This is a genomic window from Novosphingobium fuchskuhlense, assembly GCF_001519075.1.
Lineage (GTDB): Bacteria > Pseudomonadota > Alphaproteobacteria > Sphingomonadales > Sphingomonadaceae > Novosphingobium > Novosphingobium fuchskuhlense.
Window position 1 is genome coordinate 1,841,006 of record NZ_KQ954244.1, and the last position, 13,976, is coordinate 1,854,981.

At 66.1% G+C, this 13,976-nt stretch carries 14 protein-coding genes; 12 read left to right on the forward strand and 2 right to left on the reverse strand.

From position 1 onward, the window contains the following. Positions 1–4: 4 nt before the first annotated feature. A complete protein-coding gene (locus AQZ52_RS08615) occupies positions 5–598 on the reverse strand; it encodes a plastocyanin/azurin family domain protein (protein WP_067908508.1) in 594 nt (197 codons plus the stop codon). Positions 599–735: 137 nt separating this feature from the next. Between AQZ52_RS08615 and AQZ52_RS08620 the strand changes: the two genes are divergently transcribed. From AQZ52_RS08620 to AQZ52_RS08670, 11 genes are all read left to right on the forward strand, one after another. Beyond that, positions 736–1,596 carry a DUF3034 family protein gene (locus AQZ52_RS08620; protein WP_082697635.1) on the forward strand — a complete coding sequence of 287 codons (861 nt, stop codon included), beginning with the start codon at positions 736–738 and terminating at the stop codon, positions 1,594–1,596. 8 nt (positions 1,597–1,604) lie between these two features. After that, positions 1,605–2,171, forward strand: coding sequence for a group I truncated hemoglobin (locus AQZ52_RS08625; RefSeq protein WP_240481485.1), 567 nt, complete (start codon positions 1,605–1,607; stop codon positions 2,169–2,171). Positions 2,172–2,451: 280 nt separating this feature from the next. Beyond that, the gene (locus AQZ52_RS08630; protein WP_067908511.1) at positions 2,452–3,633 is read left to right on the forward strand and encodes an acyl-CoA dehydrogenase family protein; all 1,182 of its coding nucleotides are present in this window, start codon (positions 2,452–2,454) and stop codon (positions 3,631–3,633) included. Then, positions 3,630–4,691, forward strand: coding sequence for a phosphotransferase family protein (locus AQZ52_RS08635; protein WP_067908514.1), 1,062 nt, complete (start codon positions 3,630–3,632; stop codon positions 4,689–4,691). Before AQZ52_RS08630 ends, AQZ52_RS08635 begins: the two co-directional genes overlap by 4 nt. Continuing rightward, on the forward strand, positions 4,688–5,545 hold the full coding sequence (locus tag AQZ52_RS08640) for an alpha/beta fold hydrolase (protein ID WP_240481486.1): 858 nt from the start codon (positions 4,688–4,690) through the stop codon (positions 5,543–5,545). Before AQZ52_RS08635 ends, AQZ52_RS08640 begins: the two co-directional genes overlap by 4 nt. Positions 5,546–5,669: 124 nt before the next feature. Continuing rightward, entirely contained in the window at positions 5,670–6,575 is a 906-nt protein-coding gene (locus AQZ52_RS08645) for a sugar phosphate isomerase/epimerase family protein (protein ID WP_067908520.1), read from the forward strand. 29 nt (positions 6,576–6,604) lie between these two features. Next, positions 6,605–7,009 (forward strand): C-glycoside deglycosidase beta subunit domain-containing protein, encoded by a 405-nt coding sequence (locus AQZ52_RS08650; RefSeq protein ID WP_067908523.1) that lies wholly within the window; start codon positions 6,605–6,607, stop codon positions 7,007–7,009. Positions 7,010–7,078: 69 nt separating this feature from the next. Continuing rightward, a complete protein-coding gene (locus AQZ52_RS08655) occupies positions 7,079–7,693 on the forward strand; it encodes a TetR/AcrR family transcriptional regulator (protein WP_067908526.1) in 615 nt (204 codons plus the stop codon). 14 nt (positions 7,694–7,707) lie between these two features. Further along, a complete protein-coding gene (locus AQZ52_RS08660) occupies positions 7,708–8,175 on the forward strand; it encodes an Lrp/AsnC family transcriptional regulator (RefSeq protein WP_067908529.1) in 468 nt (155 codons plus the stop codon). A 68-nt stretch (positions 8,176–8,243) separates the two neighbouring features. Continuing rightward, on the forward strand, positions 8,244–9,530 hold the full coding sequence (locus AQZ52_RS08665; protein ID WP_067908532.1) for an NADH:flavin oxidoreductase/NADH oxidase family protein: 1,287 nt from the start codon (positions 8,244–8,246) through the stop codon (positions 9,528–9,530). A 5-nt stretch (positions 9,531–9,535) separates the two neighbouring features. Then, on the forward strand, positions 9,536–9,898 hold the full coding sequence (locus AQZ52_RS08670) for an EthD domain-containing protein (protein WP_067908535.1): 363 nt from the start codon (positions 9,536–9,538) through the stop codon (positions 9,896–9,898). 9 nt (positions 9,899–9,907) lie between these two features. On the opposite strand, the gene AQZ52_RS08675 is transcribed toward AQZ52_RS08670, so the two are convergent. Beyond that, entirely contained in the window at positions 9,908–11,245 is a 1,338-nt protein-coding gene (locus AQZ52_RS08675; RefSeq protein WP_205626423.1) for an FAD-dependent oxidoreductase, read from the reverse strand. A gap of 205 nt (positions 11,246–11,450) precedes the next feature. On the opposite strand from AQZ52_RS08675, the gene AQZ52_RS08680 reads away from it, so the two are divergent. Continuing rightward, the gene (locus AQZ52_RS08680) at positions 11,451–13,976 is read left to right on the forward strand and encodes a calcium-binding protein (RefSeq protein ID WP_169793726.1); all 2,526 of its coding nucleotides are present in this window, start codon (positions 11,451–11,453) and stop codon (positions 13,974–13,976) included.

Consider the following 13,976-nt stretch of genomic DNA (forward strand, 5'->3'; position numbering starts at 1 on the left):
TGGCTCAGCGCAGCTCTATGCTGAGGCGCGTGGTCGAGCCGGGCGCGATCTTGATGGTCTGCACCGCCTCGTTGCCATTGCCGCGAAGACGCGGGTGCCACACCGTGACGCGGTAGGTGCCGGGAGCCAGTCCTTCGATCTGGCCGCGTCCGTTGAGATCGGTGGCGGCGGCGTAAGGCGTCGATACCACGCGGATATAGCCGCGCATCTTGTCGTGGATGTTGCAGCCGAGCGCGACGGTGCCGGTGATCGCAAAGCGCTGCGAGCGCGTCTGATCGCGGCCGTAGAGATCGATCTGGAACCGTGCGGGCTTGGAAAAGCTGTAGATGCTGTGGCGCACGGTATCGAGGTTGGGGAAGGCGACATTGGCGCCCTGGGGGACAATCAGCGTGCCCGGAACAAAGGTCTGGTTGCGCTGCGCCATCGCGCTGCGCCACGGGAAGGCGATGGGCCGGTTGCTGCCGGGCGGCGGAGGCACTTCGATGACGACGCCCTCTACGGGCAGACCGCGCTGATCGAAGACCTGGATGGTGCCCGTCTGGGGGCCCGTCGCCGAGACGGCAAACAGGCAGGCAAGCCCGAGTGGCAGGCGTCGCATGATACATTTTACCATGGCGGCGGTATCGCACGACTATCCTAAGATTCAGTCTATTACCCCAATGCGTTGCTTTACGAATCCGCAAGAGGCCTGTGGTTAATCAGCGCGTTGTGACTAACTTTCGATCCTTGGCCGCCATGCCCCTGATCTCTGGCGCGCTGGCGCTCGCCGCCCCTTGCGCTGCGCGTGAGGCGATCACGTTCGATGGGGCCAAGCTTATCCTGACGAACGGCATCACCTCGGTCGAGGGCAGTGGTGGCGGCGGGCTTGCCACCTGGGCGACGATCTCCGGCATGGGCACGAACCGCGCCATCGGCGTTTCAGCCCATGTGACAGGGGTGGAACTGCCCGATTTCCGGCTCGACACCCACGGCGTGGCCATCGGCATTCGCGACCGGGTGGAGCTTTCCTACGCGCGGCAGAATTTCAACACGCGGCAGATCGGCGCGGCGCTGGGGCTGGGCAAGGGGTTTCAGTTCAATCAGGATATCTACGCCGCCAAGGTGCGGCTTGTGGGCGATCTCGTCTATGGGCCCGGCTGGTTGCCGCAGATCAGCGTGGGGGTGGAGCACAAGCGCAACCTTGATGGCGCGGTGGTGCGCGCGGTGGGGGCGCGGGCCTCGGCCGGCACGGACTTTACCGTAAGCGCGACCAAGCTCTTCCTGGGGGCGAGTGTGCTTGCCAATGCCACCGTGCGGCTGACCAAGGCCAACCAGTTCGGCCTGCTCGGCTTTGGCGGCGACAGGAAGGCCGCGCGCAGCGTGCAGTTCGAAGGCTCGCTGGGCTATCTGGTGACACCGCGGCTGGTGATCGGCGGCGAATGGCGCACGCGGCCCGATAACCTCGGGATTGCGCGAGAGGATGATGCCAAAGACCTGTTTGCCGCATGGGCGGTCAGCCGGCACGTGACCGTGACCGCCGCCTATGTCGACGTGGGATCGGTGGCGACAGTCGCGAACCAGCGCGGCGGGCTGCTTTCCCTCCAGCTAGCCTATTGAAGGGGCCGATGATGCCGTTTCTCCTGCCCTTGCTGCTGGCCGCCGCGCCGCTGGCCGAACCCCCGGTCGCCGCTCCCGCGCCGACCGAAACCGAAGCTCCGGTCGATTGGGACAAGGAGTTCGGCGTGGTCCGCAAGGCGCGCGATCCCGCGACGGGGGAGATTCCGGTCGATCCCTATGTGCAAGGCGATGCCAATGCCGGGGCGCATCCGTTTGCCGGGGATGGCATGGCACGTGCCTTTGGCGGACAGGCGGGCATCCGCCGGATCACTGATCGCACGCTCGATCTCAGCGTGGCGGACCCGCGCATCAAGGCGATCTTCGAGGAGCACGACATGGTGCGGCTGCGGCGCACGCTGTTCGAGCAGGTCTGCTTCATCCTGAATGCGGGTTGCCGCTATTCGGGCCGCGACATGAAGGTGGCGCACAAGGGCCTCGGCACCACGCGCGCCGATCTCAATGCGCTGGTCGAACACTTGCAGCAGGCCATGCGCGAGGCCCATGTTTCGTTTCCGGCGCAGAACCGGCTGCTGGCCAAGCTGGCGCCGATGGACCGGACTGTCACCGAACGCTGAGCGTCCGCACGGTCGGCGGACCTTGATCAGATACCTTCAGGACCTCAACCCCGCGGGGTCTGCAGTCTGCTTGGACCCGCACGTTGCCACGGCGCGGCGATTCGGTGATAGCCGCCCGGCTGCCGCCGGTGCATTGTCGGCAGCCCCAGCCGTTTAGGGAGGCCCACAGCCCGCCCGAAGCTGCTAGAGGGCCCCCCGCAATGAAGGCAATGTCCGATGGTGGTGCGATCTGCTGTTATGGCGCATCCGGCAGGGACTGGTTTGAGGAAGGCTTGAAGACATGACGATCAGCAGCGAAGCGCTGGAGATGGCGGCGAAGGTCGAAGCCTTCGTGCGGGAGAAGATCTTTCCCTACGAGCAGGACCCGCGCCGCGATCATCACGGCGCACCGACCGATGAACTCGTCATGGAAATGCGCGAGCTGGCCCGCGCAGCGGGGGTGCTGACGCCGCATATCAGGCCCGATGGGAGCCATTTCAACCAGCGCGAGACGGCGGTGATCCTGATCAAATCGGGCCTCACCCCGCTGGGCATGCTCGCCTGCAACACCCAGGCACCGGACGAGGGCAACATGTACCTCATCGGCCATGTCGGCAGCCCGGAGCTCAAGGATCGGTTCCTGAAGCCGCTGGTGGAGGGCCGCGCGCGCTCGGCCTTCTTCATGACCGAACCGGCCGAACTGAACGGCGCGGGCGCGGACCCTTCGATGATGCTGACGACCTGCCGCAAGGACGGCAACCACTGGGTGGTGAACGGCAAGAAGTGCTTCATCACCGGGGCGGAAGGGGCCAAGGTCGGCATCGTGATGGCCAAATCCGAAGATCCGGACAGCAAGGGCGGGGCGTGCATGTTCCTCGTCGATCTGCCCGATCCTGCGATCCAGATCACCGGCGTGCCCAACACCATCGACAGCTCGATGCCCGGCAGCCACGCCGAGATCACCATCGACAACTTGCGCATTCCCGCGGACCAGATGCTGGGCGATGCCGGCGAAGGCTTCAAGTACGCGCAGATCCGCCTCAGCCCGGCGCGCCTCTCGCACTGCATGCGCTGGCTCGGCGGCTGCATGCGCGCGCAGGAAATCGCGACCGACTATGCCAACCGCCGCACGGCCTTCGGCAAGACGCTGATCGACCACGAGGGCGTCGGCTTCATGCTCGCGGAGAACATGATCGACATCAAGCAGTGCGAACTGATGATCGACTGGTGCGCAGGCGTGCTGGATACGGGCTCGCTCGGCACGGTCGAAAGTTCGATGACCAAGGTCGCGGTCTCCGAAGCGCTCATGCGCATTGCCGACAAGTGCGTGCAGGTGATGGGCGGCCTCGGCGTCACCGACAAGACCATCGTCGAGACGATGTTCCGCGAAGTGCGCGCCTTCCGCATCTATGACGGCCCGACCGAGGTCCACAAGTGGAGCCTCGCCAAGAAGCTGCGCCGTGACTGGAAGGCAGCGCAATGACAGCAGACCTGGCAGCGGCGAATACCGGTGCAGGCAAGGTCCGCGTCGCGTTTGACGAGGCGGCGCTCGGGGCGTGGATGGCGGCAAACGTGGAAGGTTTTGCCGGGCCGCTGACGGTCGAGCAGTTCAACGGCGGGCAGTCGAACCCGACGTACAAGCTGACCAAGCCGGCGCAGCGCTATGTGCTGCGCCGCAAGCCCCCGGGGCCGCTGCTGAAAGGCGCACACGACGTGCTGCGCGAAGCGCGCGTGCAGCAGGCGCTGGCCGCGACCGACGTTCCCGTCGCGCGTATCTTCGCCGTCTGCGAGGACGAGAGCGTGATCGGCAGCGCGTTCTACGTGATGGACATGGTGGAGGGGCGGATCTTCTGGGACGCGGCCTTCACCGATGTGCCCAAGGACCAGCGCGCGGCGTACTTCGACGAGATGAACCGCGTGATCGCCGCGCTCCACTCGGTCGATGTGGCAGCCGTGGGGCTTGGCGATTACGGCCGCCCGGGCAACTACTTCGCGCGCCAGATCGGGCGGTGGTCGAAGCAGTACCTCGAGGACGAACTCGCCGGCCGCCTGCCGGACATGGATGCGCTGGTCGAATGGCTGCCCACCGCGATCCCGGAAGGCGACGAGACCACCGTGGTCCACGGCGACTTCCGCTGCGACAACATGATCTTCGCGTCCGGCGAGCCGCGCGTGCTGGCGGTGCTCGATTGGGAGCTCTCGACGCTGGGCCATCCGCTGGCGGACTTTGCCTATCACGCGATGATGTACCGTATGCCCGGCGATATCGTCGCGGGCCTCGGCGGCGCGGACCCTGTGCCGCTGGGCCTGCCGACCGAGGCGGACTACATCGCCGCCTACTGCGCGCGCACGGGCCGGGAGAGCATCCCCAACTGGGACTACTACCTCGCGTTCAACTTCTTCCGCCTCGCCGCGATCATGCACGGGATCAAGGGCCGCGTGCTGCGCGGCACCGCATCCAACGCGCAGGCGAGGGAACGCGCCGAAGCCCTGCCGCGCCTTGCAGCCCTGGCCCGCGAAGCCATGGAGAAATGCCGGTGAGCGCCGCAGCATCCGCCGTGCACGTGCACAAGGTCACCTCCGCGGACGGCCTCGTCCTCGTCGCCGATGATCTCGGGCCGCGCGAAGCACCGGCTGTCATTCTGCTCCACGGCGGCGGACAGACCCGCCACAGCTGGTCCGGTGCCGCAACGGCGCTCGCGCAGCGCGGCTACCGCGTCATCAACTTCGATGCGCGCGGGCATGGCGAAAGCGAATGGTCGGAGGCCGGCGCCTATTCGCTCGACGACCGCGTGGCCGATCTTGCGGCGATTACCGGCGGCCTTGATCAGCCCTTCGCGCTGGTCGGCGCCTCGCTCGGCGGGGCGACATCGATCCATTCGGTCGCGCTCGGTCTGCGCCCGGCAGCGCTCGTGCTCGTCGATATCGTGCCCCATCCCGAGCCGCAGGGCATCAGCCGGATCGTCGGCTTCATGCGCGCGCATCCGGACGGGTTTGCCACGCTGGAAGACGCGGTCGATGCCGTCGCCGCCTACAACCCGGATCGGCCCCGTCCGCGCGATCCCAAGGGCCTGCTGCGCAATCTGCGCCGCCGCGCCAATGGCAGGCTCTACTGGCACTGGGATCCGCGCATCGTCGCGTCGCGCCCGGAGGACCTCCACGCCATGGTGCAGGAATCCGCCGCCGTGCTGCCGCAGACCGGCATCCCCGTCCTCCTCGTGCGCGGCCTCAACAGCGATGTGGTGAGCGACGCCGGCATTGCCGCCTTCCGCGCCATCCTGCCCGGTCTCGAAGTCGCCGATGTCGGCGGGGCTGGCCACATGGTCGCCGGTGATCGCAACGACGCCTTCAACGGCGCGGCGATGGCCTTTCTCGATCGGCACCTTCCGCTCTAGCCGGTCCCGTACCCGCGCCGGTGCCGCCGCCGCGCCGGTTTGGCTTGCCCTCAATTTGATCAGCGTTTAGATTGACCGGCGGCGGCACTGTGCCGTCCCGGATTCGCGCGGGGGTTTGCGGCAGATGGGTTCTCTGAAATACGGCGTCTCGGTCTACAGCTACGTCAATGATTTCGGCTCGGTGATGACGCTGGAAGATGCCTTCGATCACATTGCCGATACCGGCGCGACCGGCATCGAAATCCTCGGCGAGGGCCAGGTCGAGGGCTATCCCGAACCGTCCGCCGCGTGGCTCGATACGTGGTTCGGCCTCGTTGATCGCTACAAGCTCGAACCCACCAACATGTGTTCGTGGATCGACACGCGCGTCACGCTCACCCGCAATCTCACCGTGGAGGAAGGCGCGGCCGATCTCGCGCAGGATCTCAGGCTGGCGCACCGGCTCGGCTTCAAGTTTCTCCGGCCCAAGTTCGGCGTCACCTCGCACGAACTCGATCCCGATCCGCAGTGGGAGGCCTATGTCGAGCGCAATCTCGATCTCGCTCACCAGCTCGGCGTGGTCATCTGCCCGGAAATCCATGCGCCCACGCCGATCAAGCACCGCGTCACCGATGCCTATATCGCCTTCATCGAACGCACCGGCACGAAGAACTTCGGCCTGATGATCGATACCGGCATCTTCCAGGATCGCCCGCTCACGCACTGGGGCTCGCACCAGATCAACGACGAGATGCGGCAGCACATGGCGTTCCTGAACGGCATCGCGGTGCCGCCCGAGCAGTTCCTCGAGATCGCGCAGTATGTCGTGTTCATCCAGGCCAAGTTCCACGATATCGACGACAGCCTCGAAGACCTCAACATCCCGTGGCGCCCGGTGATGTCGGCCATTCTGCGCTCGGGCTATTCGGGCTGGCTTTCCAGCGAATACGAAGGGCTGCGCAGCCCGTGGCGCGCCATCGATCAGGTTCGCCGCCAGCAGGTCCTGCTCCGCAAGCTCGAAGCCGAATACGAAGCCGGCCTCCTCGCCTGATCCCAGCCATTATCCGGGAAACACCCCCCATGCTCGAACATCAGCTCATCCAAAGCACCGGCTTCCGCAACATTGGCCCCGTCGGCGCGCGCACCGGTTTTGCCGTGCGCATCCGCATCCCCAACTACCACGGCACCCGCCTCTCGCAGCTTGATGGCTTCACCGTCACCGTCGATGGCGAGGTTTTTCCTTTCGAGCACAACCGCCTCGGCATCCGCGATGAAGTCTACACGCTGGCCGAACTGCGCGAGGAAACCAGCGCGCGCTGGGGTCTGCTCGAATGGGGCGAGATTCTCGTCGACAAACCCGGCGGTCTCGCTGCCGGCATCCACAAGGTCGAAGTGCTCGCCCGCATCCGCTATTCCTACTTCCCGCCCGATGTGCACGTGTTCCCGATGCACGAAGCGCGCCTCGCCACGCTCTGCATGGCCTAGGGTCTCGTCCGAGACCGGCTGGCATCGGCGCCGAATGGTGGTAGGACTGCGCCTGCAGCAGGATGGCGCATGGCGACGAAGAAGCCCTATCACAAGGAAGACCTCAGGGGCGATCTGCTCAAGGCCGGCCGCGCGTGGATCGCGGCGAACGGGCATGTCGGCTTCTCGATGCGCACGCTTGCGCAGCAGGTCGGCGTGTCGCCCGGCGCGCCCTATCACCACTTCCCCGATCGGCGCGCCTTCCTCCTCGCCCTCGCGCTGGATGGTTTCCGCGAAATGCTCGCCCGCTCGGATGCGATCGCCGCAACCTTCGATCACCCGGCGGACAAGCTGCGCGCGCTGGGCGCGGTGTTCATCCAGTTTGCCGAAGAAAGCCCGCACCTCGTTGATCTGATGTATGAAAGCGAGCTGACGACGCCCGCGATCGATCCCGAGCTCCTCGCCTTCCAGATGAGGGGGCACACCGCCGTGCGCGCCGCCGTCGCGGCCAGCATACCCGGCCTTGATGAGGAGGCGATCGAACTGCGCACCCTTGCCTTCTGGTCGGCGATCTACGGGTTCGCCTCGATGCGCCGCAAGGGCGTGATCCGTCCCGTTCCCGGCAGCGTCTCCGGCGCCATGATCGCCGACAAGCTGGCCGAGGCCATTGCCGAGCGCGCCATCGTTGCGGCGCTTGCCCCCTGAACGGAAAGGCCCGCATGGACAAGCTCGATCGCCAGCTGCTCGCCCTGCTCCAGGCCGATGCCTCGCGCGCGCATGCCGATCTGGCCAAGCTCGTCGGCCTTTCGCCCAGCCAGATCTCGCGCCGCGTGGCCCGGCTCGAGGCGGACGGGTACATCCGTGCCACCGTCGCGCTGCTCAGCGAGGCCGCGCTCGGCCTGCAGGTCGAAGCCTATGTCGCGGTCGCCATGGCAAGCTACGCGCCCGATGTCGTGCGCGGCTTCCATGCGCGCATTTCCGCGCTCGATGAAGTGCTCGATTGCCGCGCCACCACGGGCGATTCCGATTATCTCCTGCGCATCGTCGCGCGCGATCTCGCGTCCTACTCGCGGCTGATGAACGAGCAGCTCCTCGGCCACGGCGATGTCGCCAGCGTGCGCTCCAGCGTGGTGCTCGACCGGATCAAGCACACCACCAGCCTGCCACTGCCCCCCGTCACGGGCTGAAGCGCTTGCCGACCGGATCAAGCCGCGCAATAGATCGGCGGACAAGAATAAACGGGGGAGCACACCACATGCCGACAATCGCCGACAGCCTCACCTTGCCTTGCGGCGCGGTCCTGCCCAATCGGCTTGCCAAGGCGGCGATGACCGAGGGTCTCGCCGATCCGCAAGGCCGCGCGACGCCTGAACTGGAGCGGCTCTACGGCCTCTGGTCCGATGGCGGCTCGGGCCTTCTTATCAGCGGCAATGTCCAGATCGACCGCGACCACCTCGAACGCCCGGGCAACGTGATCATCGAGGGCCCGCAGGATGAAGCGGCGCTTGCGGGCCTGCGCGCGATGGCGGCGGCGGGCACGCGCGCCGGTGGGCATATCTGGATGCAGATCAGCCACGCCGGCCGCCAGACCCAGGTCACCGTCAATCCGCATCCCAAGGCGCCTTCCGCGGTTCCCGTCGGCCTTCCGGGCAAGCAGTTCGGCGTCCCCGAGGCGCTGACCGAGGCGGAGATTCTCGATCTCGTCGAACGCTTCGGCCACGCGGCCGAAGTGGCGAAGGAAACCGGCTTCACCGGTGTCCAGATCCACGCCGCGCACGGCTATCTCCTCTCGCAGTTCCTCAGCCCGCGCGCCAACTTGCGCACCGACCAGTGGGGCGGCTCCCTCGAAAACCGGGCACGGATGCTCATGGCTGTGGTCGCGCGGGTGCGGGCAGGGGTGGGGCCGGCCTTCCCCATCGGCGTGAAGCTCAACTCGGCCGATTTCCAGCGCGGCGGCTTTGCCTTCGAAGACAGCATGGTCGTCGCGCGCTGGCTGCAGGATGCGGGCGTTGATCTGCTCGAAATCTCCGGCGGTTCCTATGAACAACCCGCGATGATGGACATCGCCGGCATGGAGGCGCCCGATGCGCCGCCGCGCGCTGCCTCCACGATCGCGCGCGAGGCCTATTTCGTCGATTTCGCCAAGACCATGCGCGCCACGCTCACGATGCCGCTCCTCGTCACTGGGGGCTTCCGCAGCCGCCACGCGATGAACATGGCGCTCGAGACCGGCGGCGCCGACGTGATCGGCCTCGGCCGCCCGCTCTGCGTCGATACCGCCGGCCCCGCCAAGCTCCTCGCGGGCGCAGAGGAACTGGATCGCTGGGAAAACCGGCTCAAGCTCCTCCCGCCGTGGCTCTCGTTCCTTGGCGGCCTCAAGATGATCCGTGCGGTCGAAGGATTCGCCGTAACCTACTGGTACTACGCCCAGATCGATGCGATTGCGCGCACCGGGCGCGCCAACATCGGCATTGCCCCGTTCAAGGCGCTGCTCACCATTCAGAACGCCGGCAAGGCCTGGCTGAAAGCAAGGAAAGGCTGACCGCCATGATCAAGCTCACCTTCTGCCTCCACCGCCTGCCGCACCTCAGCCGCGCGGAATTTCAAGACTACTGGTTCACCAACCACGCGCCCTTGGTCGCCAGCGTGCGCGATGCTTTGAAGATCCGGCGCTATGTCCAGCTTCATTCGCTGCCGAACGCGGAGGATGCCCCCTTCGCGCAGGTGCGCGGCGCGCCGGGGCCTTACGACGGCGTCGCCCAGCTGTGGTGGGACAGCCTCGAAGACCTCGCCACCGACACGCCCGAAGCCCGCGCGGCAGGCGCACTGCTGCTGGAAGACGAGCGCAAGTTCATCGATCTTGCTCGCTCGCCGCTCTGGCTGGGCGAGGAAAAGGTCATTTTCGGCTAGGTCCCGATCCTAGGCCGCCACCAGCGCCTCGGCATGGCGCTTCAGCGCATCGCCGCCGATCCCGCGCATCCCCTGCGCCGTGAGTGCGGCGACGACCCGCGCCGGATCGAGCGCCTGCACCGGCATACCGTCCGTGAGCGCCAGTGCCGCCGCCGTGCCCGCGGCCTGGCCCATCGCCATGCACTGCGGCATCCCCCGCACCGAGGCGAAGGCTGCCGGGTCCGCGCAGACCAGCCGCCCGGCAAACAGCAGGTTCTCCACCCCCGCGGGCACCATCGCGCGGAAGGGGATCGTGTAGTAGTCCCCCTTCGCCACGATCGCATCGTGGGTCATGTCCGCGTCCCCGCGCATCACGTCGTCGATGGGATTGTCGCAGGCCACGATGCCGTCCGCAGGCTTTGCTCCGGCGCGCAGGTCCTGCGCCAGAATGCGGTGCACTGCCTCCAGCTTGCGCGTCTCGCGCACGCCCACCGTCGGTCCCAGCCCGCTCATCCGCGCGGCTTCGAAGCCGGGCACGTGGCCGACGAGGAACCGCGCCAGCTGGTGGCAGCGCCGCCGCCCCTCCTGCGTCGCCCGCGCTACGGCCTGCGGGTCGGTCCCGTCCACGCCGCGGATATGCACCGAATTGCAGAACACCGTATCCCGGTGAAAGCCCTTCATCAGATAGAGCTTGGCAAGGTCCGGATGGAGCAGCCCCGCCGCGATGCCCGCCGCCGCTTCCGCCTCGAAATAGGGATCGCCCTTCGCAAACACGCGCGCCCAGTCCGCCCCCACCATCGAGAACGAGAGCGTCACCCCCATCATGTTGCCGCGCCCGTCGCCCACCATGAAGGGCACGCCCGCCCGCGCCGAGGTATCGCCGTCGCCCGAAGCGTCGATCACCATGCCGGCCGCGATCACCAGCGGCCCGGTCCGGTCGGTGCACTCCACCCGCGCGATCCGCCCATGCTCCAGCACCGGCGCGCCCGCAAAGGTGTTGAGATGCACCTCGACGCCGGCATCCTCCAGCATCTGGAACATCGCAAAAACAGCCGCTTCGTGGTCGTAGATCACCTCGTACCCGAAGTTCTCCAGCGTCGAGGGGCGCACCTCGGCCATCGGCGGCTCCATCGAGAGGAGCTGGTCAGTCAGTTCGCCGAACACCCCGCCGATGCTCCGCCCGGTGGGATAGCCGCCGCCCCAGGGCATCCCCGGGCAGAACGCCATCACGCCGCCCACCTTGCTCGTTCCTTCGATCACGCGAACCTTGGCGCCAGCCCGCGCCGCGCCCAGCGCCGCGCCGAACCCGGCGGTGCCCCCGCCGATCACCAGCACATCGGTTTCAAGCTGCCGCTGCATCACTGCCATCCTGCCCGTTCCTGAGGCCTTTTCCGCATGTTTCAAACGCCGCAGACCTCGCAGAGTGCGCAGAGCCCGGCAAGTGCGATGTGGGCCTGCGCTGGCCTTGGGGGAAGGCCGGTCCTCCCAACCGATCCGGACCATAAACCGGATGACGGCGGTACGGGTCTTTGCCATCGTTTCGGTCAAGGCTGCGCATGAGGGGACATGTATCATGGGTACGTTTACGGGAACTGCGGGGTATGACACGCTCGTCGGCACGGCCGGGGCTGATTTCCTGCAAGGTCTTGGCGGCAACGATACCTATATCGTCAATGATATTGCCGATGGTGTATTAGAGTTTCCCAATGAAGGAACCGATACGATAGAGACTTCGGTGCTGGATGTGCGCGGCGAATACTCGCTGAGCTACTACGGAACCAACGTCGAAAACCTCACGTACACCGGCGTCGTCGGCGCGACTTTGATCGGCAGCTCCGATGGCAATATCATCAGCGCGAACAACACGGTTGCCGCAGCCGATATCCTTTTTGGTGGAGGGGGGAACGACTATCTCTACGGCTTCGGCGGAAACGACCGTCTGATCGGGGGCGCCGGCTTGGACTATCTGGATGGGGGCGCCGGAGCCGATGTGATGATCGGAGGAATCGGTGACGATACCTATTTCATCGATGATCTTGGCGACCGGATCTACGAAACCCGCACCGGGGGCAAAGACACAGTTATGTCTGCCGTGTTCACGGATTTGCGCGCGACATGGGCACTGCACGTTGAAAACCTGACATACACTGGTTCGGCGCCGGTGGCCCTGTTCGGCAACGCCGGGGACAACACACTCCGGTCTAACTCGGGCAGCAAGGACACGCTCCAGGGCCTTGACGGCAATGATACCCTCGTGGGTGGGGCGGGCGTCGACACGCTGATCGGCGGGCGCGGGGACGACTACTACCAGGTGACTGCCGATGACATCGTGATCGAGGACCGCAACGGCGGGATCGATACGATTGCGGGCGCATGGACCAGCCTTGCAACGCCGGGGCTGAGGCTCACGGTCGAAAATCTCTTCTATTCCAACGGTGCAATCGGTGCAAAGCTGAGCGGCAACGGCCTTGATAACAAGATAGCGGGTTCCGGCGGTGCCGATACCATCAACGGCGCGGCGGGCAACGATACGCTTTTCGGCGACGACGGAGCTGACCGGATCAACGGTGGCGACGGGGATGACATTCTGGTGGGTGACCGCCTCGCGACCCTGGACATCAACAGCCGTCAATTTGATGATCGTGCGGTCGATACCCTGGTCGGCGGCAGGGGCAACGATCGCTACCTGATCGCGGAGCTGCGCGACAAAGTGGTCGAGACGGATATCGGCGGCTTTGATGTCGTGGTTACCTCGATCAACAACAGCCTTTCGCGCTATGCCAATGTCGAGGCGATGACGATCAAGTCCGGCGAACTGGTCGATTACATCAAGGGCACTGCCGGCAACGATGTCATGGTCGGCAACGAGCAGAGCAATCTGATTTTGGGCGGCGACGGGGCGGATACGCTCTCCGCCTGGGGCCTCGATGCGGGCGCTGCGAACCAGAACGATACGATCGATGCGGGCGCGGGCAACGATGTCATCGTCGCCTATGATTTCGCCGCGCAGAACGGCACCAGCCTCACCATCTTCGGCGGGCAGGGCGATGATCTCTATGTCATCGGCACCGGCGCCAGCATTGTCGGCTTTGACGAAGGCGGCAACGATACCGTGGTCATCGTCGGCAATGGCGGCACCGGCGGGGTCGATGGCGTGGAGAACTTCGTGCTGTTCGGCAGCGGCAATACCGAGCTTGATGCCACGGCCTCTGCTGCGCTTACCACCGTCGCCAATGCGGCCCGGGCCGGCGGCATCGCGCTGGGCAGCCTTGTCGCCACCACCGTCACCGGCAACGACGGGGACAACACGATCTCCGGCAACACCGCCGACAACTCCATCCACGGCGGCTTCGGCGATGATGTGCTCTTCGGCTTCGACGGCGCGGATTCCGTATCGGGCGACGAGGGCGATGATATCCTCAACGGCAACAATGGCGCGGATATGCTCGACGGCGGCGAGGGGCAGGATATCCTGCGCGGCGGGGCGGACCGCGATACGCTGATCGGCGGGGCCGGGGATGACACGGTCTATGCCGGCGACATTTCCGGCGGCGGCGACGTGTTGTGGGGCGACAATCCCGGCGGCAACGGCACGCTGGGGGCCGACGAGTTCGCCTTCGAGGACGTGTCCATCTCGAACGGCGTGACCGAGACCGCCGTCGGCTCGGGCGTCTACCAGTTTGCCTCGGCGCATCTCATCCGCGATTTCGCGCCCGGCAGCGATACGATCAGCGTCCTCGGCGAACTGGTCGGCAACGGTGATGATGTGATCGATGGCACACAGGTCGTCACCTCCGGGACCTTTTCTGCTTCATCGGAACTCGTGATCTTCCGCAACGATGCGGCGGGCACCTTCACGACCGAGGACCTCTTCACGCCGATCGGCGCATCGGCTGTCACCACTGTGATCGGCTCGGCCGATGGCGCCTTTGCCGACGGGCAGTCCCGCATCTTTGTCATCGACAACGGCACCGATTCCGCCGTGTTCCTGTTCCAGTCGAGCGACGGCGATGCGAACGTGACGGCGGACGAACTCTATCTGCTCGGTGTCGTCAGCGGTCAGCCCGCGCTGACCCCGGGCGATTTCCTGCTGGAATGA